Consider the following 23,085-nt stretch of genomic DNA (forward strand, 5'->3'; position numbering starts at 1 on the left):
ATGTTTGCATCTTCGAATGCATGGTATACCTATTCCGGAAACGACAACGATACGGTTCTTTCTTCACGGGTACGTATTGTACGGAATTTAAAGAACTATCGCTTTCCGCCGACGCTCGAAAAAGAAGAAGCGGAAACGGTGTATCGGACTGTCGTATCCGCATTTCAAGACCTGCCTCCTTCCGACGGATTCCATCCTATTCGGCTCGATACCTTGGATGCAATAGCAAAAAAGATTTTTGAAGAGCGGAATATCATTCCTGCCAATCTGGAGCGGAATTTCGGTACGGGGGTTATTGTCCGTGATGACGGTATTCTTTCGGCAACTGTGAATGTGAAAGATCATATTAGACTTTCAGCGTTCTATGCAGGTTTTGAACTGCAAAAATGCTTTACGCTGGGGAAGAATATCATCGATACATTGGCTGAAACGCTGGAATTTAGTGCCGTGCAGGATTTCGGGTATTTATCTTCGGATGTGATGAATATCGGGAGCGGAATGAAATGTTCGGTATTGTGTTCGCTGCCCGGTCATTCGCTGACGAACAAAATACAGGGAAAGATAGAGGCGCTGACAAAGCAAAATTTTGAAGTACACGCTTATTATGCGCAGAATACCAAACGGCTGCTCGGTTATTTGTACCTCATTTCTACTAAAAGCGCCGCGGGCTATACCGATGAGGTGCAAATCAGTATGATAACGTCTGCGATTCGGGAACTCATCAATGAAGAGCGGGAATTGCGGGATTCGTTGGTAAAAACGCAACTGTGGCGTATTCAAGATGATGTCATTAAGGCGTTCAGTATTGCGAAAAATGCGTACTTGCTCGATGTAAAAGATACGATAGACCTTGTATTCAAGATAAAACTCGGCATCAATCTCGGCTTTATCGAAGGTTTAAGTCCGGAAGCCTGTCTCGCGCTTCTGTATCAAACTCAAACCGCCCATATCGCCTTTTTGATGTTGAACGGCACGTTTCATCTTGAAGAACCCTTTCAGCTGGATGAACTCCGTATTGAGCGTATTCGTGCGATTTTAGTACAGGAGATCTTAAAACGGGCTGAGCTGCGGATACAAAACTCCGCAAAGAACGGACTGTAGAAACGGGAGATACATGATGCATACTCTTTCACAGAATCTTTATGAATTGTTAACGGTTTTTAGCCAACAAGAAGCTCGGCGGGTGAATGCCGACACGGTAGAACCTGAACATATACTGCTTGCGCTCATCACAAAAAAACTGGGGCGTGGATACCGCTTATTGGAGAATCTCCATGTTAATTTTTTGACACTACAGCTGCGGCTGGAGCAAAGTACGCCGATACGGGAAGGCGAGCCGGTGAGAGGAGAAATTCCTGCATCAAATAGGGTCAAACAGCTTGTCGATACCGCTGCCGCTCAAGCCCGGATTATGCAGCAAGAAGCAGCCGGAACAGAGCATCTTATTCTGGCCTTTGCTCAGATACAGGAGAGTATTCTTGCACATTTCTTTTTGCAGCAGGGAATTTTTCTGGATGACGTACAGCAGACATTGAATCAATTGCAAGGCACGGATACGCGGCGTGATAAACAGCCGCAGGAAAAAAAGAAACACAGCGTATTATCCGAATTCAGTAGAGATCTTACGCAAATAACCCGCGAAGGCCTCCTCGATCCGGTTATCGGTAGAGAGCGGGAAATGCGCCGTGTGATGCAGATTTTATCCCGCCGCAGTAAGAATAATCCCGTCTTAATCGGAGAACCCGGCGTTGGAAAAACCTCGATTGTCGAAGGGCTCGCGGCGGCGATTGTGAATGAACAGGTACCTCGCTCGCTGTTCGGGAAGCGGGTTATCTCGCTTGACCTTGCCTCCGTCATTGCCGGCACCAAGTACCGCGGGCAGTTTGAGGAACGCATCAAGCGCATCATCAAAGAAGTCAGCGAGGCTAAAAATATCATTCTATTTATCGACGAGCTGCATACCCTCATCGGTACCGGCGGCTCTCAGGGTGCGCTCGATGCGGCTAATATCCTGAAGCCGGCGCTTGCTCGCGGGGAAATACAGTGTATCGGTGCAACAACGCTTGACGAATACTGCAAGTATTTTGAAAAAGATTCCGCCCTTGAGCGGCGCTTTCAGTCCGTGCTGATTAAAGAGCCGACAAAGGAAGAAACGTATGCGATTCTCGGAGGGCTTAAAGCAAAGTATGAGCAGCATCACCATGTTCACTATTCCGACGAAACCATTAAAAAGATTGTAGAGCTTTCGTCCCGTTATATTCCCGACCGTTTCTTTCCCGATAAGGCCATCGATGTGATGGACGAGGCGGGCGCTTTGAAGAAAATGGATACTACCGAGCTGCCTCAAAATATCACGACCATCGAACAGCGGATTGCGGAGCTTGCCGGCGAAAAGAAGGACTTGGTTGCAGTACAGGATTATGAACGGGCGGCTGTTGTGCGCGACGAAGTAAAGCTCTTAAAAGTTCAGCTGGAAAAAATCAAAATGCGGTGGTTGAACCAAGAAAACGAAACAATGCTTGAAGTAGACCCTGCCGACATTGCCGAAACCGTCTCTTTAATGACGGATATTCCGCTCAAGAGTGTCGGCTCCGACGAGGCAAAGCGCCTTGCCGAAACCGAAAAAGAGCTGCATAAAACCATTATCGGACAGGATGAGGCAATCGGTATTATCGCAAATGCTTTGCGCCGTTCCCGCGCAGGAATTGCCTCAGCTGACCGGCCTATCGGCTCGTTCCTCTTTTTAGGACCGACGGGGGTAGGGAAGACGCTGCTGGCAAAGGCGCTTGCCGAATTCCTCTTCGGCTCTGCGGAATCCCTTATCAGGGTCGATATGAGCGATTACATGGAAAAACATGCCGTTGCACGCTTGGTCGGAGCGCCTCCGGGATACATCGGTTTTGAGAACGGCGGAATGCTGACGGAAAAAATCAGACGGAATCCGTATTCGGTTATCCTGTTTGATGAAATCGAAAAAGCGCACCCCGATGTCTTTAACCTGTTATTGCAGGTGCTGGAGGAGGGGGAACTGCGGGACAGCCTCGGCCATACGGTGAGCTTCCGGAATACGGTGATCATCCTTACCGGTAATGTCGGCACGCGAAATTTGATGGACGAACCGCTCGGCTTTGCACGGGAAGAAAACCGCACCATCGACTATCAGGGCATGAAAAAGTCCGCCGAACTGGAGGCAAAAAAAATCTTTAGTCCGGAATTTTTGAACCGGCTCGATTCGCTGATTGTCTTTACCCCGCTTTCGGAAAAAGAGATAGAAGCTATTTTCGAGTTGGAGCTTTCCAAATTAACCGGCCGCCTCGCTGCAAAACAGTTACAGCTTCGAATCACTGATAATGCCCGCGCCTATTGTATAAAGCACGGCTATGATCCCTTGCTCGGCGCTCGGCCGATGCGCAGGCTGTTGCAAACCGAAATAGAAGATGTCCTCGCCGTCAAAATCATCACAGGGGACTTTACCCCCGGCACTACCGCTGTTGTCGATACTGATGGAAACGCACTTACCATAAGCATTCAAACCGACATACCGGCTATTCCGGCAACAATCATTACCTTACTTCCTGCCGTCTCCACGGAACCGCAGGAAGGGTAGTTAAAACAGTGCTTCCGGCATTATCGGAAGCGCTGAAAATGCCGGAGATACATCCGCGAAGAGGAGCGTTCCGCTTATGATCATTGTAAGTGCCTGCCTTGCAGGATTCCCTTGTAGGTATGACGGAAAGAAAGCAATAAATCCTGCCGTGCAGCAGCTTGTAAAAGAAGGAAAAGCAATACCGGTCTGCCCGGAGCAGCTTGGAGGCTTACCGACACCGCGTTCGGCAGCAGAAATAAAAGCAGGAAAAGTCATCAACACCGACGGCGATGATGTAACCGAAGCATTTGAAAAAGGTGCTGCTGTAGTTTTAGAAATAGCACAGCAGTATGGTTGTACGGATGCACTGCTTAAAGCCCGTTCCCCTTCATGCGGAAAAGGTTTGGTTTATGACGGGACTTTTTCCGGAATACTCACTGCAGGAAACGGGAAAACGGCAGATTTGCTCATGAGGAATGGGATAACCGTAATGACCGAAGAAGAATGGAGCGATATCGATCTCCCTTTGGGCTTTTTAAAGCACTAAGCAAGTTCTAAGCGAGCGCTAAACGTGCTTTCCGCGCTGCCCGGCGATGTGCCAGCATGCCGTATTTGGGTGCAAACACCATCGCGCAGGCAAAAAAGAACGACTCCGTTAAAATGATACACGCGCCGGTCGCTCCGTTCAGGTAATAGCTCACATACGTACCAATCAAGGAACTCATCACCGCGGAGCAGGCGGAAATAAGGAGCATCCGGTTCAGCCTGTCCGTCAACAGATATGCAATACAGCCGGGAATAATCAGCATCGCAACCGTCAGCAAAATCCCCGCCGCCTGCAGCGACGCAACAATGGTCAGCGCCGTCAGCGAAAGAAACAGGTAATGAATAGCCTGCACGTTCAAACCCACCGCCTGCGCATGGTTTTTATCAAACAAGTACAGCAGAATATCCTTCCGTTTGGCAATCAGTACAACCAGCGTCACCACCGAACATACAACCGCCTGTATCATATCGCCCCTTTCAATCCCCAAAAGGCTCCCGAACAAAATATGCATAAAATGAATATTTGAACTCACCTTCGTCACCAAAATCAGCCCGATCGCCATCAGCCCCGTAAAAACCACCCCCATCACCGAATCTTCATGGATACGGCTCCGGTCTTTTATCCACCCCGTCGCAGCCGCATTCAATAGCCCCGCCGCAAACGCCCCAACCCCAAGCGGAATATGTAAAAGATACGCCCCCACAATTCCCGGCAGTACCGCATGAGAAATCGCATCCCCCATCAGCGACCAGCCCTTTAAGATCAGATAACAGGAAATAAGGGCGCAAACACCCCCAACCAACGCCGCTATTACGAGTGCCTTTATCATAAATCCATACGTAAACGGCTCTAAAACCGACATTAACCACATAGACCCCTCCTCTTTTTTGTGTTTTTTATAATCTTTTGGGCGGCTTTTTGCTTCGCAAAAATCAGGCTTTTCGGGGTTCCGCCTCTCGGCTCCATTCCTTCGGAACGGCTTCGCCGCCCCTACAATCCTTGCCGCTATTAAAAGCTGGGCAGTTTAAAAATACAATCTTCTCCTCAGTTTTGCCCCAAAAAGGCTTTCAGCGAACGTGCTGCCGTCCGCCGCGCGGAGATGATGCCGTGATGCGGCGCAAAGAACAAAATGGCCAAAAATAAAAAGAATTGCAGCGCAACAATACACCCGCCCGCCGAACCGTTCAGATAATAGCTGATATAGGCTCCTGCAGAAGCAGTAAGTGTCCCGATTACTGCCGCAAGCCCCATCATCATCGGAAATCTATCCGTGAGCAGATATGCGGCAGCTCCCGGCGTTACGAGCATTGCTACAACCAGCACACTACCTACCGTTTGCAGCGCCGCAATCGCCGTAACGGCAAGCAGAGTGAGCAGCAGCAAGTAGAGCGCATTGGTGTTTAGACCTATCGAGCGGGCGTGCGACGGATCAAACGAAAAAAGCCGCAAATCCTTCCATTTCAGCAAGATGATGATAAGACTTCCGCCTGCAATAATCAGTGTCTGCACAATATCTCTGTCGGCGATACCGAGAATATTTCCCATAATGATTGTCGTAAGACTGATGTTACTTGGGTACAGTGAGATCAGCAGCACACCGAGCGCAAAAAACGTGGTATAGACAATACCTATTACTGCATCTTCGCGAATCCGTGTCTTATTTTTAACAAAGCCCATGATAAGCGCGGCAAGCATTCCGCTGATAAACGCCCCGATAGAAAACGGAATACCGATAATATAAGCAACCGCAACTCCCGGCACCACCGCATGGGATAGCGCATCTCCCAAAAGTGACCAGCCTTTCAGCACAACAAAACACGACAGCAAGGCACACACCCCGCCGACACCTCCGCTCACCAAAATTGCTTTCACCATGTACTCATACTGAAAAGGAATCAATAACATATCACTCCATCAAGGCAAACGCATCAGACTAGTTTTTTAACACCCCGCAGAATAATGCGGCTGTTCGACCAGAGTTGAACTGCTTTGCAGTTCAAATGGTCTCACAACCTCCATTATTCTGCGATTTTTATATATTTGTCTAATGTGTTTGCCTTTCTCTTCAAAATAAACTGTGGAAAATTTTTAATAAAATTTTCCACAGAAAGGAACGCAACCGCTTTAAATATATCGGGCGCGGTTGCTTTTTCAAAACCACCACTACTCAACAACATTTCTTATGCCCTTGAGGTACGGTTTGCCCTCCTGCTTGGTAATCAAAGCCCCCTCGTCATCGGTGAATACTCTTATTTCGTGAGCAGTGTCTTCCGGATTATCGGTATGATCAATTTTAATACTCCGCAGCGCTCCGCCAAATGCTTTGATAAGGTTTTCGGCGGTGAAGGTGGTTTCCGTCGCACCGGAGGCAATCACTGTCCGATTGATGATTACAACATGATCGCAAAACTCAGGGATGGAACCTAAATCGTGTGTGGAAACAAAGATCAGATGCCCTTCGTTTTTCAGCTCACGCAGCAGCTCGATAATTGCTGTTTCCGTTTTAACATCGACTCCGGTAAACGGCTCATCGAGCAATATGATTTTTCCCTGCTGCGCAAGCGCCCGCGCCAGAAATACTCGTTTTTTTTGTCCGCCTGAAAGTTCGCCGATCTGACGATCTTTAAAATCGAGCATTTGTACCCGCTCTAAACTGCGCTCGGCCATTTCTTTATCCTCTTTGCTCGGAATACGGAGAAAGTTCATATAGCCGTACCGCCCCATCATCACTACATCCCACACACTAACCGGAAACGACCAGTCCACATCTTCAGACTGCGGCACGTATGCAAGTAAGTGCTGTTTTTGTGCCATACCAATCGGTTTTCCGCAGATTGTTACATATCCGCTCATCGGTTTAATAAAGCCCATGATTGTCTTAAAAAGCGTGGACTTTCCGCTGCCGTTTACCCCGACCAATGCGGTAATCGTCCCCTTTTGCAGGGAAAATGACGCATTGTATAAGGCAACATGCCCGTTGTTATAGGCAACACTGACATCCTTTACTGTAAGTTCAACGGGATATTCCTGCTTACCGTCCATAATTCTCTCCTTAATTATTAGCCCGATATTGCGGGGGCATATTTCCGTACATCCGCCATCACCGTTTATCTAAATCTCTGCGGCTTACCGTGAAAGACTATCCTGGAATCCCTTCACGATTGCATTCGCATTGTATTCCAGCATTTTAAGATAGGTCGGGGCATCTCCGTCTTCATACGTCAAAGAGTCGACATATAAAACCCCGCCGTAATAGGCTCCGGTTTCCTTACAGACTTGCAGCTGCGGCTTATTGCTGATAGTACTTTCGGAAAAGGCAACGGGAATATGATGCTGCCGGATGGTATCTACCACCTTTTGAATTTGCTGAGGACTGCCTTCCTCGTCGGCGTTAACCGGCCACAGGTACAATTCTTTCATATTGCAGTCGCGGATAAGATACGAAAAAGCCCCTTCGCAGGTTACGAGCCAGCGCTGCGATTCGGGGATTTCGGAAAGCTTTTCAGTGAGGAAGGTGTCTATTTTTTTGATACTTTCACTGTACGCAGCTGCATTAGCATTATAGGTTTCCGCATTCGCAGGGTCTAAACTCACAAAGGCTTTTCTGATATTTTCCACATAGATGAGCGCATTTTTCGGGGACATCCACGAATGCGGGTTCGGCATCCCGTTGTACGGTCCTTCCCCAATCCCCATCGGATCAATCCCATCGCTGAGCGTAACGCTCGGCACATCTTTTACATTGCCCATGAATTTTTCAAACCAGCGTTCAAGCCCCAAACCATTGCGCAGCACCAAATCCGCAGACTGCGCCTTCACAATATCGAGGGGAGTCGGCTCATACTCGTGAATTTCCGCCCCCGGCTTGGTAATCGATTCTACCAAAAGCTTATCGCCTGCAATATTCTGTGCCATATCCTGCAAAATAGTGAAGGTTGTTACTACCCGTTTGGGGCGCGCAGCATCCGCTTTACTTGCAGCCGCATCTTTTTTTGCACAACCGGTAATACCGGCTGCACCGATAATAAACGTTAGTACTATGAGTACAATTGTTGACCATTGTGTATGATTTTTCATACAATCTCCTTTGAAAAAAAATATTTAAGAACAAAAAAATCTGTTTTTAGTAGTTAAGACTACGTATTTCTGCCATAAATGTAGTACATACTACAGTATTTTGTCAAGACTATTATCATAATTTGAATGGTAATAATAGCAGTCCGGTGTTTAGAGGTTTTCTATAAACTGCTTCATACATTCCAATGTTTCGGAACTGATGTGGTGTTCCAATCCTTCGGAATCGAGGAGTGCGTTTTTTTCGCTTACACCGAGTTTCAGTAAAAATTGAAGTACGATTCCATGCCGGACAGCACATTCGCGCGCCAATGCACGGCCTTCTTCGGTAAGGCATATCGGCTTATGGGTACCGCTTTCAATCAAATGATTGACTTTTAGCCGTTGCAGCACCTGAATGACCGACACATGACTTACGCCGAAATATCGTGCAAGATCCATAACGCGACATTTCCCGTTTTCTTTGCTGATTTGGGCGATAGCTTCCGTATAATCTTCCAGTATTTCTATTGCGTGATCCGCTCGTGTCCGCGAAAATGCCGCCGATGCGTCCGTTTTTTCTTCCATCATTATTCAATCCGATTTTTTACAAGATACTCCATTGAGAGATGCCCTATAATATATGGTTCGGCATCTGTCTTTCAAGTAACAAAATATTTTGAATATTGAAAACGCCTGTATTGCATTGGAAGGGGTTATGGGATACACTTGAATATATGAATTATATTGATTTACGCAGTGATACCGTTACATGGCCAACCGAGGCAATGCGGGAAGCTATGGCGAAAGCTCCGGTCGGCGATGATGTGTACGAAGATGATCCTACCGTTAAGGAACTGGAACAATATGCGGCAAGTATTACCGCAAAAGAAGCAGCACTCTTCGTGCCTTCCGGTGTATTCGGAAATCAGTTGGCGCTTTTCACGCATTGTCCGCGCGGCAGTGAGGTCATTTTAGACGATCAATGTCATATCGTGCAGCATGAAAGCGGAGCCGCAAGTATTATTGCAGGTGTACAATTGCGGACGATCGATGCGCACGGTTCTATTCTTTTGCCGGAATCAATCGAACCGCGGGTACGTATCGGCGACGATATCCATGAACCTAAGACAAGCCTTATCTGTTTGGAAAATGCGCACTCAAACGGAAAAGTATTTTCGATAGAGCAGATGGAGAAGGTGAGGCGATGTGCAAATCGCTATCATATTCCCATTCATCTTGACGGTGCGCGCCTGTTTAATGCAGCCGTTTCTTTAGGTGTTGAAGCAAAAGAACTGACGCAGCATGTCGATTCTGTTATGTTCTGCCTTTCCAAAGGCTTATGCGCACCGGTCGGCTCTATTTTAGCCGGAAGCCGTAAATTTATCGACCAAGCGCGCCGGAACCGGAAGATTATGGGCGGAGGTTTACGTCAGGCAGGTGTTCTTGCCGCTGCCGGCTTAATTGCTTTAAAAGAGATGCGGTACCGCCTCGATACCGACCACCAAAATGCGGGAATGTTGGAAAAGCTCTTAAACGATGTCGATAAAATAGAGATTGCACATGACCGCAGGGACATTAACTTTGTGTTTTTCAAAAATAATGCAGATGCGCAATTGGATACGGAAGCCTTTGTCGAATATATGCATGAAAAAAATATTTTAATCAATCCTTGCGACCGCGACGGGTATTTCCGCTTGGCAACTCATTATTGGATAACAAAAGAACATATCCAATATATTGCGGACACAATGAAAGAGTTTTACGCCTAAATGCAGCATACCAATCAAAATACGCTTACACAGGATACACGCACCAAGATTGTACGTACCGCCTCTTTTGTCGCACTCGGCGGTAATTTGCTGCTTTGCGTACTAAAACTCACTGTCGGTCTTATAACCGGAAGTTTATCGGTGCTGGGAGACGGTATCGATACTGCAACCGATGTGGGCATCGCCGTAATGGCAGTCCTTGTCAGCTTTGTCATCAATAAGCCGTCAGACTCCCGCTATCCGTGGGGACGTCAGCGTGCAGAAACCATCGCTTCTATGGTGTTGGCATTTATCATTATGTTTGCCGGTATCCAGCTTTTTATCGCCTCAATCAATAAACTGATACAAGTTCATAAGGGAGCATTGCTTCCGATGCCGCAACGCATTGCAATAATCGTAACGGCGGTATCTATTGCCGGTAAGCTCTTACTCGCACTCAACCAATATCTCCTCGGTAAAAAAGCGCAAAGCTTGATGATACTTGCTAACGCGCGCAATATGGTAAACGATATTGTCATCTCATCTTCGGTACTTATCGGTTTTGTCATTTCTCTATTATTCCACGCGCCGTATTTTGATCCGCTTGTTGCATTGCTTGTTTCGTGTCTTATTATCAAATCGGCTATTACACTCTTTATCGAACTCAATGTGGAATTGATGGACGGCAATACCAATAAACAGCTTTATGAACAGCTTTTTAGCGCTGTAGCCTCCATCCCTGAAGTTAAAAACCCTCACCGGGCACGGATACGTAAAATGGCGAATTTGTGGGATATCGATTTGGATATCGAGGTGGACGGTTCCATGCCGGTAAGCGAGGCGCATATTATTGCAGAAAAGACTTCACTTGTTATTAGAAATACGCTTGGGAATGTCTATGATATTGTTATCCACATTGAACCCTATAATTCCGATAGGGACGGGGAGTGTTATGGGTTATCAGCGGAAGATGTAGGGGGCATAGAATAGTGCGGAAAAAAGGGTGCGGCGCACTTTTTTTATTGATACTGCTGCCGCTCTGTTCGGAATCTCTACGGGATCAAAATAAGGCATATTTTGACTCTATTCAATGGGAAGCATTAGGTGATGATTTAGTTATTCCGCCTATTTCCGAACCGTATAGTATTGAAGGTAACCGGCCTGTTCCGTATGCAGATACCATCGATGATGGAGATATTTTACCCTCATTGCCGCAGCTCGGCATATTGGACTATCAAAATATTCCGGAAGATGTATTGAGCTTTTGCGATAGCATTGCCGCAGCAGTTGTAGCAAAATCGCTCGGTTCCGCCTTATTTAGTACACAAAAAGCTTTTTTACCGCAGCTTGGACGTTTTATGTTTGAACATTTTCCTGATTTTTCTTCTGCTTTTTACGGACGCCCATCCTTTAAACAGGACGGAAGTGCAATAATACTGATGCGGCTTGCTGTAAAACAGGCTGTTCCGGAAGTCTCGAACGCAAATCAAGATGCCGCTATACAGCAAGATACCGCTGTGCAGACGGGAGATGCGGATAATATAGCCGATGCCCCCAACCTTTTTTCAGAAGACGAACAGCCGCTGTTTATTATGGTGGAATTCGGCGCAGTAAAAGAAGATACTGTATGGAAAATTTCTTATATTGATTTTAAGGGGGCAGAATATGCAGATTCCGCTCTCACGGATTGAATATGACTATATCGTTGAAGCATTTTTACAAGAGTTACCTCCGCTCCTTCTGCAATCGGGTGCACTCTTTTATATGTTACCGTCCGGCTCCTATACGATAAAAAATAGTAAGCTCTATTTTCAACCGCTTTCTGAATTCATTGGGAAGAAAACTTCCGTTTTTTTTGAGCATAAGAAGCGAAGTATTGTCTTTCATACGGCTGTGTATGCAGATGCAGGCAGCTGCTATGTAATGTTCCCGGATATTGCGTATAAATACGACCCCGAAAAACAGCCCCAAAATAATGTTTTTGCAGAAATTTATATACCGGATAATCCTCCGATTACCGCGCAGGAACACGAACATTTTCCCCTCGATTCGATTATCCACACAGATCTGCATCTGCCCCCCTTTACCGACTTTTTGCCCTCAGCGTATCAAACTGCCGCGCAATTTACGGCGGAAAAAACAGTAACACAGAATATTTTCCCGCTTTTTCTTTACCGGCTGCATGAGTTTGAACAGCAAACATTTATGATGTTTAACCCGTATGCTTCAAGCGGGTTGTATGTATTATTTATAGATAGCAAAATACTCATCTGTGGATGTAGAGACGACTATGCCGTTTCAATCGGAAAACGGCAATCGCTTAGATTTGTTCTGCATTTTCCTCACCGTATCATTCATAGCAAGGGACGCAGCTTATTTTCTCATTTTCTACCCAAGAGCAACCGTGCTGTTCTCGGTTTTGTGTTTGAAGAGCTTTTCGAAGAAGATAAACGTTTTTTATATGAGCGGGTGTATCATGAGAAATACAGCCCCTCGACCTTTTGAAATAGACGGTGCATCTGCGTTGCTCGTTCAGCGAAGTACATCCGTGACTTCGCTGAACACAAGTTTGACCGGTGTCAAACTTGTTTCTGCTTAATACGCGCGGCATCCGTGCCGCTTTTGAAAGTGCTCAACGTAGCAGAACCGCCATGGACGGCGGTGATGCAAATCAGAAACGTGTTTAGGCGTAAGACTAAACACGCAGCCCAAGAATGTATAGGACGTACATTCTTGGGCGTACCTGCGGTTAATTTGTGCTTGCGCCTTGTATCTGCAGAACGGACAAGGATGTCCGTGGATCCCGCAGCAGCGATGTTTTTGCAGCGCAAAAACTCGCGTCCAGAAGTGTACACGGATGTACACTTCTGGACAGGCTATTTTCAAAAGGCGTACGGAGATGATTTTTTGAAAAACAGGTAGTGCAGAACCGTATTATTCTATTGCAATACCGTGGCGTTTTTTGGGGTACTGCTTCAGCATCGCGATCGAATTACGTTTATCACCGAATACAAAACCGCCATTCCAGTACTCAAGAGCAGCAAATAACGCATTTCCGCCATCATTATCATCGCTTTGAGCCGTTCTAAAGGAAACATATTCGCCAAGATTGGTAAAATCTTGCTTATACAAACATTCAAGCCGTTTGCGGTTAAATTCATTCCATTTTTCTATATCTTTAAAGCCGGGACCTTCATCTTCTACGATGAGGTGAGCATGTTCGGGGCTGAATTCATACCAGACCTTTACTTTCTTTTTAGGATCGCATTTATTTCCATGCTTTACGGCATTTTTAATGATCTCGCTGATTTGCTGCTCAAGCAGGTTGATTCCTTTAATTTCCAACGGAGCTGACTGGACAATCAAAAGGGTGAAATAGCGAATTTGCCGGAAATCTGAAGGGAATTCCTTATACAGCATACCGGTCTTATCAAACAACGGATCTTTTCCGTCAACGCGTAATTCTTTGATCATATTGTAACATTCTCCTATTGGCTATCGGCTAATTTTTGTAGCGCCTCTTCGAGACTATTAGTAATTGGAAAGAAGCCCATCAACTTTGTTAATTCGATAACTTTTTTTACCGAACCATGAATATTAGTAATATATAATTTTAAGTTTTTCTTTTTTAAGGTTGAACAGATATAAATTAATGCGCCGATACCGGAAGAATCGATATATTCGACTTCTTCAAGATTGAGTACAATACATTGAATCTGACGCTCAAGCATCTTTGCAATTAACTCCTTCAGTTTATACGAATTGTATAAATCCATTTCTCCGCTTACATCGACAATGTATACATCCTTGTTTTTTCGGATTTTCAGTTCCATACTCTGTCCTCCTTATCCCTATTTCACTTTAATAATCATCACCGTTTGATCATCATGAGGCGATGTTTTCCCGATAAATGTTTTTATTTGCTTGTTAATTTTCTCGGTAATTGCTTTTGCCGGTAATGAGGCGTTGGCAGCCAAAATCTCCCCAAGAGCTTTTAATCCAAAGGGTTCTCCCCGTTCATTGAGTGTTTCAACAACACCGTCAGTAAACAAAACGGCAATATCTCCTGTTTCAACCTGAATCTTTTTGCAGGTATAAACCGACTTACTATCTATGCCGATAGGATCCGATTTTTGTTCAAGCCGGACTAATTTCTTTGTCGAAGCTTTCCATAAGAGGAGAGACTGCGTTCCGGCATTCACATACTCAATGCTTTTCTCTACAGGAATATACGCCAATAACGATATGCTTGCATAGTGGTCAATCGATATTTTTCCGGTAATACCCTTATTTAAAATATCGAGAATACTCTGAGTATTCTGTGCCGTATTGGTGATAAGATAAAGCAACGAGCGAATCATTACCATAACGATACAAGCATGAATACTTTTACCGGCAACGTCGGCGGTAATACAGAACAGTCTATCTTTCTGATTCTGAATAATATCATAGTAGTCGCTGCAAACGCCTCGCGCCTGATTAAAAAGCACCGAAAAACTCAAGTCCGCTGTATCGACGAGCTTCTTAGGAAGCAGTATCTTTTGAATACGGCTCGCAATATCGGTTTCATTTTCAATCGTGTTTAATTCCGTTTCTTCATGCAAATCATATATCAGTCTCAGTGCTGCCGTTGCATAGCTGGTTAATATTTCGCCGATTTGCACATCAGATTCGGTAAACGGTGCATGCTCGGTGCTTCGTGATAAAGAAATAAGACCGGCTACCGTATCCCGATATACCATCGGAAGAGTAAGTAATGAGCCCGGCATAAGAAACGGTTCTTCTCCGTTTACAACAATTCTGCTATCTTTCTGTGCATACGGAATTAAGATCGATTGTGCCGATCGCGCAGCCTCACCAAAAAATGAATTATTAAGCGGAAATTCCGCATATCTGAAATTAGTGGCAACTCGATCCCGCTGGTGCGGCACATCATTAGGCAGCTTATACGGCGGCGGATAATTTCCGCTATATGCTTTAACACTGAGCACGTCTTCAAATTCACCGATGGTAAGGATAACACCTCCATCCGCAAAGAGCTGTTCAATCATGATTTTATTGATAAAACTAAGAATTGCGGATACATCATTTTGCTGCCGTATTGCTTCGGCTGCTTTTATTAAGAAGGTGTTGCCGATAGGCAGCAGCTCTTTTGCCCGTATCGCGGTTTCATCAGGACGTTGCGCGTTAATCAGTTCTTCCTGTATCGATTCTATTTCTGCTTTTAATGCTGCATATTCCCGCCGGTACATCATATCGTTTGAAGCAACTACCGACAATAGGATAAAACAGAGGATACCAAGCGCCAATGAAGCAAACGGAAAAGAAATATACCGGAAGTAACCTGCTGCCGCTATAGACAAAAGCATAAACACAGCCAATACAATATTATATACCCGCATCGTTTGCGTAGTTTTTCTATCCTTTATAGCCCGTATTACGAAAAACGAGCAGCATACTACGCTTATTGCAAGAAATACCGTTGCGGCAGAAACCATTTTCATAAAGGCAATTCTATCATCTATTGCCGGTATCGTCAATTATAAAATTCCTACATTATAAAATTCCCGCAAGCGCTGTTATTCTGCGGACATACATTTTGAAGAACCTGATGCCTTTGTTCTGACATTTTGAATATCCGGCTTGTCTATATTGTTTTTTTTGAGTATGTTATGCCTTATAAATAGGGAACCTCCACTACCTTCACCGGAGTTTTGAGCGGAATCCTAGAGTAAAAGATGAGGCAATGGCAGTTATGAATCAGAATGATGATAAGAACAAAAAGGATCCGAACGAACAAGATCCCTTTAATTTTTTCAAGTTAAGCTCCGAACCGTCCAATAACAATAATAATAAGGATCAAAAGAAACCTCGATTACCTTTTATCGCGATTATTGCAGGCGTGTTTATAATTCTACTGATTGTAAACCAGTTCTTGATGAAGCAAGATGCAAATATTATTCCTTTTTCGGAGTTTAAAGACCGTGTTGCATCAGGCGAAATCGTTAAGGTGATTATGGGGCCGACATACTTTATCGGACAAACGAAAACGCAAGCGAGCAGCGAACAAACACGAAGCAAGTTGCCGTTTTTACCTGCGGATGCGGGGGATGCCTATCAAACGGTCGGAATATATTCGGAATCTTTTTTACAATTGCTGGATGAGCACAATGTCATTTATTTAGTACGTCCTAAAGAAAACAACTTTCTCGTGGACTTTTTGGTACAATGGATACTGCCGTTCGGTTTTATCTTCCTTCTTTGGCATTTTGTCATGAAACGCTTTACCTCAAATCTCGGAGGGCTGGGCGGCAGTATCTTTTCCGGCGGGCAAGCGCGATCCGCAGCCGTCGAGGAAGGAAAAGTTACCACTCGTTTCAGCGATGTCGCGGGTGTTGACGAGGCAAAAGAAGAACTGGTCGAAGTTGTAGACTTTTTAAAATATCCTCAAAAATATACCGAAATAGGCGGTAAGATTCCGCGCGGCGTTTTGTTGGTCGGCCCGCCCGGAACCGGTAAAACCCTGCTTGCACGTGCCGTTGCAGGGGAATCGGGGGTTCCGTTCTTTCGGATTAGCGGCTCAGACTTTGTAGAGATGTTTGTTGGCGTGGGCGCCTCCCGTGTACGTGATCTCTTTAAGCAAGCACGGGAAAAAGCTCCCTGTATCATTTTTATCGATGAGCTTGATGCCATCGGTAAGTCCCGTTTAAATTCCATTCATTCAAACGATGAGCGAGAACAGACGCTCAATCAGTTGCTCGTAGAAATGGATGGATTCGATAACAGCACCGGGCTTATTTTGCTTGCGGCAACCAACCGCCCCGATGTTCTTGACCCTGCGCTGCTTCGCCCCGGCCGCTTTGACCGGCAGGTAGCGGTTGACCGCCCCGATATGAAAGGACGGGAGCAAATCCTCAAGATACACGCCAAGAATGTGAAACTTTCCAGCGGAATTGATCTCAGCGATACTGCGCGAATTACCAGCGGTTTTTCCGGCGCTGATCTTGCAAACGTGATTAACGAGGCTGCTTTGCTTGCAGTACGCGGCGGCCGTAAAGAAGTTATCGCAGAAGACCTTAATGAGGCGGTAGAAAAAGCGATTGCCGGTTTACAGAAAAAGAGTAGGGTAATAAAGGAAAAAGAACGTCAAATCGTCGCGTATCATGAAACCGGACACGCAATAACAGCCGCCTTTACCGAAGGAGCGGATAAGGTGCATAAAGTTTCCATTATACCGCGCGGTATTGCAGCACTCGGTTATACCTTGAATATCCCCGAAGAAGACCGATTCTTGAGTACTGAAAAAGAGCTGCTTGCAGAAGTTGACTGTCTCCTCGGCGGACGGGCAGCTGAATTTGTGCAGTTCGGTGTTGTTTCCACCGGCGCCTCAAGCGATCTATCACGCGCTACCGATATTATCCGCAGCATGATAACCGACTACGGTATGAGTGATCGGTTTAAAAACGTTGCACTTTCAAAGCGGGGCGGCGGCTACGGAGCAGGAGATCCTCAGCTGGTACGCGAATATTCCGAAACAACACAGCAGTATATCGATGAAGAAATTGCCCGTATCATGGAAGAGCGATATGCCGTTGTCGTAAACCGATTACAAGAAAAAAAGACTCTATTGGAGTATATTGCAAAGCGCCTGCTTGAGAAAGAAACGATTGATAAACAAGAGTTTGAAGATATTATCAAGGCGGAGTCTCAGTTACCGCGGCAACCCATCCTTCAATCACCGGAAGCAGCACTGTCGGATGAATCGGATGTATCCGGAAAAGCCGGTGCGTTCGCTGCCGATAGTTCGGATTCATCCGCGCCTCAGCAATAATCAAACATTCAAAATACTTATCGTGTATCTCTAAAAGCTCATCGAGTGAGTTTTTAGAGATACTAATATCTAGAAATGTAACGGAATTTTATACTTCCATAATCACTGAAAATAGTATACAATAAATATTGTTTTAGTAAGGATGATCCGTGAATACCTCAAAAAAAAATGTGCATTTATGCTTTTGCGTACAGCTTTCTATCTCCTATTTACAGCAAATTGATAAAAACGATAATGCTTCGCTGTATAGGGCTTTTTTTTCCGGTATTCAAGCGGAGGAAAAGCTGCCGTTAACTATTTTTGCGGCGGGCAGCTTTTTAGAATGGCAAAAAGGGAAGCGCCAAGCTTATTCCATGCTGTTAAACAATATGCTTTCCCGCAAACAGATTGAGCTTCTGGGTGGAGGATATCATCAGCCCTATCTATCGCTGTTGCCTGCCTCAGATGTTATCGGTCAAATAGAGATGATGACCGCTGCTATCCGTACCCACTTCGGAAAGCGGCCGCGAGGGCTTTTTGTAACCGCTTCCGCATGGACACCGTCGCTTATTACCCCGCTTATCCGATGCGGTATGGAATATTGCCTTCTCGACTACCGTTTATTCCCGACAGATATAAAGCGAAATAATCAAAATATCGGTTTCTCTCCTGCGATTGTTGAAGATAAAGGAAAAACAATTACGGTATTTCCCTGTATTCCCGATGATCCTGATTTTGCAACCCGTACACCGCAAGAATTTTATGAAAAAGTAGCGGCCGCAGCCCCTTCTTCAGGAGAATCCATGTATCTCCTGTTCTTACCGATTAAAACCTATATAAAATGCCTTGAAAAGAATAAAGACGGATCAAATTGGTTTTCTTCCTTTGTGGAGCTGTGTAATCAACCTGAATCGGTTGTTCGGCTTACCCACACGGCTGAATTGATGAAACGGAGACAACCGCATCCGCCCATGTATATTGCTCCGAATACGGTTCTCTGTGATGCTCCGACAGGACATGCGACAAAACACGCCGTTACGATACAGCGCGATGCCTTTAAAATTTATTCTAAAATGATGTATGTGAATATGTTGGCAAACGGTATGAAAGGCGATAAGGCGCGTAAAAAATATGCCTTGCAAGAGCTATGGAAAGCGCAAAATGCCGAGCTTTTTGCGCTGGAAGCTTGTATTCCCGAATACCATAACGAATTACGCCGCATTGCGTATCGAAAACTGCTTGTTGCTGAAAAACAAACACGCCTTCCGGGTATATTTACCGAAGGTCTTACCCGATATGATATCGATATGGACGGTTTTAAAGAGTTTTTATCTCAACGTTCATCATTAAATATGTATGTACATCATCACGGCGGGAAGATTTTTGAATGCGACGTATTCTCCGCTTATAAAAATTATTCCGATATGCCGCTCGAACATTCCGGAATGTTTATCGACTATCTCTTATCGGAAGCTGCTTTGCAGCACCTCAAAGATGGGCATCCGGAAGCGCTTACAACCGTATTTTCCGATAATACGTATCAAGAAATTGAAATCAATACTATTCGATCGGAGCTGAAACTGTCTACTGCCGGTTTATTTGATTCCAGTATCGAACAGCCGGTTTCACTGCGTAAACAATATACCTTTTTCCCTGAGGGAACACAGGTTCAATACATATTAAAGAACGACAGCCCTTTTAATCTTTCTTCTTATTTTGTCGTTGAAATCGATATTGCATTGGAAGAAACCGATTCCGTTATGCCTTCCTTATCACTGTATGATTGCGAAGAAAACCAAAAGAAAGAGTGCAGCATAACTACTGATGTATTCAATAAAGTTTCATGGATATTGCTCGAAGATCCCGAAGGAAAGATACAGTTTACAATGGAAGCAAATGAAGTACCGGGACTCATCGTTGTTCCCGTTTACGGTATGTGCAAAAAAGAAACGGAAACGATTGAACAGAGAATACACGGTGTTCGGATGTTTTTTTATTGGAAAGCTGATTTAAACTCAAATTACGAAACTGAAAAAATGCTCTTTTTAAAGATAAAAAATAGAAAGGCATCGCGAACGGCAGTATCAGCAACCACCGTGCGTGCCGATTAAATGTTACTGATACAACAAAATTGCTTATGATACCATTAGCGCAATCGTTTTCATTTTCTACACCGCATGGACGCACGCTCGTGTGCTATTCGGATACCGTCCGCCTCCCTCAACTTCCGGAAAAGGGAAGAGTAGATGCATTATATGTATGCGATGAGCATACGCTCCCGCTTTTGCGGCAGGCAGAATATTTTTCTGCTCAAGTACCACTGGTAGTGCTGCCGGCAGGGGATGAGGCGAAAAACTTAGACACCCTGGCGCTTATTGCCGAAAAAGCTGCCGAATACGGACTTGATCGGCACGCTTGTTTTATTGCGTTCGGCGGCGGCGTAGTGTGCGACATAACCGCTCTTGCCGCTTCCCTTTATATGCGCGGTGTACAGTGTATTCTGGTACCGACAACCGTATTGGCAATGGCTGATGCAAGCATCGGGGGAAAAACGGCGGTTAATCTTTCCGGTTATAAAAATCTTATCGGCACATTTTACGCCGCCTCATCGATTATCCTCTGTTTTCCGGTAATCAGTTCCTTACCCGAAGCCGAATATCGATCAGGGCTTGCTGAAATGCTGAAAACTGCCGTCCTCTACGATACCGAACTGTATCAAATGTTCCTAACCCGGCATGATGAGATTATCCGCAGAGATAGCACTTGCCTTTCACTGATGATTCGCCGCGCTGCAGAGGCTAAGGCACTTGTTGTTGAACGGGACTTTACCGAACAGGGAGAACGCGCTTTCTTGAATTTTGGGCATACTTTTGGCCATGCACTCGAAAGTTTATCTCATTTTTCCATACCGCACGGAGATGCTGTCGCTTGGGGCATATCCCGTGCCTTAGCTGTAGGTCTTCGTATGCAGCTCACTGATAAAGACTACGCTGCTTCTCTTATAAAGATTCTTAACTGTTATAATTGGTGTACAAATCCTGTCTACTTTAATAGACAGTGTAACAGCAATTCTTTTGCAGATGAGATTATTGTACGTATGAAAAAAGATAAAAAGAACCGCGGCGGGATTATTCGGCTTGTTCTTCAAGAAGACATACTGAAAACACAGGTACGGGAAGTTGATACGTCTATAATACGGGAGGTACTGATATGATTTACTTGGATTGGGCAGCATCAGCCATTCCATATACTGATGAGATTGAAGCTGCTTATCGTGAGGCAACAGCGGTATTCGCAAATCCTTCTGCTCAGCACCGATTCGGAAAAGAGGCGCGGGAGATGCTGGAAAAAGCTCGCAGCCGCTGTGCCGCTGTACTCGGAGTTCCTGCTGAAACACTTTATTTTACCTCCGGCGCATCAGAATCAAACAGTCTTGTTCTCTTGTCATTATTAACCCGTCCCGTAACCGGTAGTCTGGTAATCAGCAACATCGAACACCCGTCGGTGCGGGAGCAAGCTGCCGTATTGGAGCACTGCGGCTGGACAGTTTTAACCGCACCTTCCGGTAAGAACGGTTGCGTTACCCCCGATGCAGTGCTCCAGACCCTGCGGGAAGATACTATGCTGGTTGCAATTATGGGCGTTAACAATGAGATTGGATCCATTCAGCCTGTCAAGAGCATTGCACAGGCGCTCAAAACACACACCGCCGGGAAAAGGCCCATCCATTTTCATGTTGATATGGTGCAATCGATCGGAAAATTACCGATAGCGGAGCTGGGACTTGCCGATGTACATTCTGCATCGATGAGCGCTCATAAGATCGGTGGACCGCGCGGTATCGGCCTCTTATACTTAAAACAGCCCGTGAGTTCCGGTATCCGCGGCGGCTCACAGGAACGTAATATTCGGCCCGGAACGGAAAACCTTGCCGGTGCTTGTGCGCTTGCCCGCTGTCTTGAAAAAACATATACGGATTTTCAGCAAAAATTTGAACGGGCAGGGGAGTTATCGCGTTTTCTCCTCGAAGCGCTGTCTCAAATTCCTGAATGTTCGATTATCCCCGCTGCAAGAGTACCGGCTCCATCAGTACCGAATGAGACTAACTGCGCCTATGCATTTTCACCGTGGATTATACAAGTGGGCTTTGCAAATGTTCCTGCAGAAATTATGACCCGATGCCTCTCCGATCGCGAAATCTTCGTATCGGCCGGTTCGGCATGTTCATCAAAGAAAAAGGTGCGCCCGATACTGGCTGCTCTTTCCGTTAGTCCCGAAATTGCACAAAATGCCATCCGGATTTCCATCGGACATAGCACGGAAAAAAGTGATTTGGAACAATTCATTTCCGCAGTGAAAGAAATTATCAAAGATTTTAATTAATTTGGAATACAGTAAAAAGGTATAGAATAATGAAATTCGATATATCGCATCATCCACAAGAACGGCATCGGCAGGTAAAGCGTGCAAAAGTACTTGGTTACTGTATGGGCGTACGGAGGGCGGTTGAAGCGGTATATCGAGCTCTTACCAAGTATCCTGATAAAACGGTGTATACATACGGTCCGCTTATCCACAATCCGGTAACAATGCAGCTCTTGGAAGCGAATGGGGTACGTATTGTAAACCCCGACGAAGAGCTTAAATCTCAGATTACACCTGATTCGCCGATTATTATCAGAGCACACGGTATTGCTCCGCAAAAACGGCAAGAACTGATAGACTGTGGCGCAATCATTATCGATGCAACCTGTCCGCGCGTCATCGCAAGCCAATTCAAGGCTGCACAGTATTCGCAAAAAGGTTATACGGTTATTCTTGCCGGAGATAAAAACCACGGAGAACTGATTGGGATTAAGGGATACGTCTTGTCGGTTCCAAATGGTAAGTGTATTACCGTGCAGACAGCTGCAGAAGCGGAAAACGTGCTATATGATGGAGCTCCCACTGTTCTTATTGCCCAGACCACCATTAAGCGGAAAGAATATCGTGCAATTGCCGAAATCCTCCGTAATAAAATTCCCGACCTTACTGTTTTAGAAACTATTTGTCCGGCGACCGACGAACGGCAGGAGGCGCTCCTCGAACTCGTTAAAGAGGTTGAGGCGATACTTGTCATCGGCGGAGGTAATTCCGCCAATACACGCCGCCTGTTACAAACCGCCCTCGACAGCGGCAAACCGGCATGGCTCGCCGAATCCGCCGACGGCATTCCGCAGGAAATTTACCGATATGGAACAATCGGTCTTGCCGCAGGCGCCTCAACCCCTGACAGCAGTATTGACACAATCGAAAAACGGTTACTAGACAAACCACTGTGAAATATGCTATAATATCT

General features: G+C 45.5%; 20 protein-coding genes. 12 read left to right on the forward strand and 8 right to left on the reverse strand.

Annotated elements, in window-relative coordinates:
- The 3 genes from E4N65_RS05260 to E4N65_RS05270 all read left to right on the forward strand — a co-directional run bounded on the left by E4N65_RS05260 (position 1) and on the right by E4N65_RS05270 (position 4,133).
- A complete protein-coding gene (locus tag E4N65_RS05260) occupies positions 1-1,101 on the forward strand; it encodes an ATP--guanido phosphotransferase (protein WP_253674432.1) in 1,101 nt (366 codons plus the stop codon).
- Between the two features lie 13 nt (positions 1,102-1,114).
- Positions 1,115-3,607 carry an ATP-dependent Clp protease ATP-binding subunit gene (locus E4N65_RS05265; RefSeq protein ID WP_253674433.1) on the forward strand — a complete coding sequence of 831 codons (2,493 nt, stop codon included), beginning with the start codon at positions 1,115-1,117 and terminating at the stop codon, positions 3,605-3,607.
- Positions 3,608-3,683: 76 nt separating this feature from the next.
- Positions 3,684-4,133 (forward strand): 2-thiouracil desulfurase family protein, encoded by a 450-nt coding sequence (locus E4N65_RS05270; RefSeq protein ID WP_044016521.1) that lies wholly within the window; start codon positions 3,684-3,686, stop codon positions 4,131-4,133.
- Between the two features lie 7 nt (positions 4,134-4,140).
- On the opposite strand, the gene E4N65_RS05275 is transcribed toward E4N65_RS05270, so the two are convergent.
- The 5 genes from E4N65_RS05275 to E4N65_RS05295 form a co-directional block, all read right to left on the reverse strand.
- Positions 4,141-5,004 carry a metal ABC transporter permease gene (locus E4N65_RS05275; RefSeq protein WP_044016519.1) on the reverse strand — a complete coding sequence of 288 codons (864 nt, stop codon included), beginning with the start codon at positions 5,002-5,004 and terminating at the stop codon, positions 4,141-4,143.
- Positions 5,005-5,177: 173 nt separating this feature from the next.
- A complete protein-coding gene (locus E4N65_RS05280; protein WP_305879868.1) occupies positions 5,178-6,008 on the reverse strand; it encodes a metal ABC transporter permease in 831 nt (276 codons plus the stop codon).
- 288 nt (positions 6,009-6,296) lie between these two features.
- On the reverse strand, positions 6,297-7,175 hold the full coding sequence (locus E4N65_RS05285; protein ID WP_253674435.1) for a metal ABC transporter ATP-binding protein: 879 nt from the start codon (positions 7,173-7,175) through the stop codon (positions 6,297-6,299).
- 84 nt (positions 7,176-7,259) lie between these two features.
- A complete protein-coding gene (locus E4N65_RS05290; RefSeq protein WP_253674437.1) occupies positions 7,260-8,210 on the reverse strand; it encodes a metal ABC transporter substrate-binding protein in 951 nt (316 codons plus the stop codon).
- Between the two features lie 150 nt (positions 8,211-8,360).
- Positions 8,361-8,777, reverse strand: coding sequence for an iron dependent repressor, metal binding and dimerization domain protein (locus E4N65_RS05295; protein ID WP_253674439.1), 417 nt, complete (start codon positions 8,775-8,777; stop codon positions 8,361-8,363).
- A 146-nt stretch (positions 8,778-8,923) separates the two neighbouring features.
- Here E4N65_RS05295 and ltaE point away from each other — a divergent pair, with 146 nt between their 5' ends.
- Genes ltaE through E4N65_RS05315 form a run of 4 tightly spaced genes read left to right on the forward strand, consistent with a single transcriptional unit; the run spans position 8,924 to position 12,442 of the window.
- Positions 8,924-9,958 (forward strand): low-specificity L-threonine aldolase, encoded by a 1,035-nt coding sequence (gene ltaE / locus E4N65_RS05300; RefSeq protein WP_253674447.1) that lies wholly within the window; start codon positions 8,924-8,926, stop codon positions 9,956-9,958.
- Entirely contained in the window at positions 9,959-10,927 is a 969-nt protein-coding gene (locus E4N65_RS05305) for a cation diffusion facilitator family transporter (protein ID WP_253674456.1), read from the forward strand. It abuts the gene before it with no gap.
- Positions 10,927-11,628, forward strand: a complete 702-nt coding sequence (locus E4N65_RS05310; protein ID WP_044016505.1) for a hypothetical protein — start codon at positions 10,927-10,929, stop codon at positions 11,626-11,628. The genes E4N65_RS05305 and E4N65_RS05310 overlap by 1 nt, the downstream gene beginning before the upstream one ends.
- Positions 11,603-12,442, forward strand: a complete 840-nt coding sequence (locus tag E4N65_RS05315) for a hypothetical protein (RefSeq protein WP_044016503.1) — start codon at positions 11,603-11,605, stop codon at positions 12,440-12,442. The genes E4N65_RS05310 and E4N65_RS05315 overlap by 26 nt, the downstream gene beginning before the upstream one ends.
- 429 nt (positions 12,443-12,871) lie before the next feature.
- On the opposite strand, the gene E4N65_RS05320 is transcribed toward E4N65_RS05315, so the two are convergent.
- The 3 genes from E4N65_RS05320 to E4N65_RS05330 are packed head-to-tail and all read right to left on the reverse strand — an operon-like array spanning position 12,872 to position 15,441.
- Positions 12,872-13,411: an ATP-binding protein gene (locus E4N65_RS05320; protein ID WP_253674457.1), complete on the reverse strand. Its 540-nt coding sequence runs from the start codon at positions 13,409-13,411 to the stop codon at positions 12,872-12,874.
- A 14-nt stretch (positions 13,412-13,425) separates the two neighbouring features.
- Positions 13,426-13,770 (reverse strand): STAS domain-containing protein, encoded by a 345-nt coding sequence (locus tag E4N65_RS05325; RefSeq protein WP_044016499.1) that lies wholly within the window; start codon positions 13,768-13,770, stop codon positions 13,426-13,428.
- An 18-nt stretch (positions 13,771-13,788) separates the two neighbouring features.
- Positions 13,789-15,441 (reverse strand): PP2C family protein-serine/threonine phosphatase, encoded by a 1,653-nt coding sequence (locus E4N65_RS05330; protein ID WP_253674459.1) that lies wholly within the window; start codon positions 15,439-15,441, stop codon positions 13,789-13,791.
- Positions 15,442-15,875: 434 nt separating this feature from the next.
- Here E4N65_RS05330 and ftsH point away from each other — a divergent pair, with 434 nt between their 5' ends.
- From ftsH to ispH, 5 genes are all read left to right on the forward strand, one after another.
- Positions 15,876-17,768 carry an ATP-dependent zinc metalloprotease FtsH gene (gene ftsH, locus E4N65_RS05335; RefSeq protein WP_235619813.1) on the forward strand — a complete coding sequence of 631 codons (1,893 nt, stop codon included), beginning with the start codon at positions 15,876-15,878 and terminating at the stop codon, positions 17,766-17,768.
- Between the two features lie 149 nt (positions 17,769-17,917).
- Positions 17,918-19,858: an alpha-amylase/4-alpha-glucanotransferase domain-containing protein gene (locus tag E4N65_RS05340; RefSeq protein ID WP_253674461.1), complete on the forward strand. Its 1,941-nt coding sequence runs from the start codon at positions 17,918-17,920 to the stop codon at positions 19,856-19,858.
- 26 nt (positions 19,859-19,884) lie between these two features.
- On the forward strand, positions 19,885-20,961 hold the full coding sequence (locus E4N65_RS05345) for a 3-dehydroquinate synthase (RefSeq protein WP_253674469.1): 1,077 nt from the start codon (positions 19,885-19,887) through the stop codon (positions 20,959-20,961).
- Entirely contained in the window at positions 20,958-22,130 is a 1,173-nt protein-coding gene (locus tag E4N65_RS05350) for a cysteine desulfurase family protein (RefSeq protein ID WP_253674478.1), read from the forward strand. The genes E4N65_RS05345 and E4N65_RS05350 overlap by 4 nt, the downstream gene beginning before the upstream one ends.
- Before the next feature lie 29 nt (positions 22,131-22,159).
- Complete coding sequence (gene ispH, locus E4N65_RS05355; protein ID WP_253674480.1) at positions 22,160-23,068, forward strand: 4-hydroxy-3-methylbut-2-enyl diphosphate reductase; 909 nt, start codon at positions 22,160-22,162, stop codon at positions 23,066-23,068.
- The last annotated feature ends 17 nt before the right edge of the window (positions 23,069-23,085 follow it).

Origin of the sequence: Treponema sp. OMZ 855 (assembly GCF_024181145.1) — a bacterium.
Lineage (GTDB): Bacteria > Spirochaetota > Spirochaetia > Treponematales > Treponemataceae > Treponema.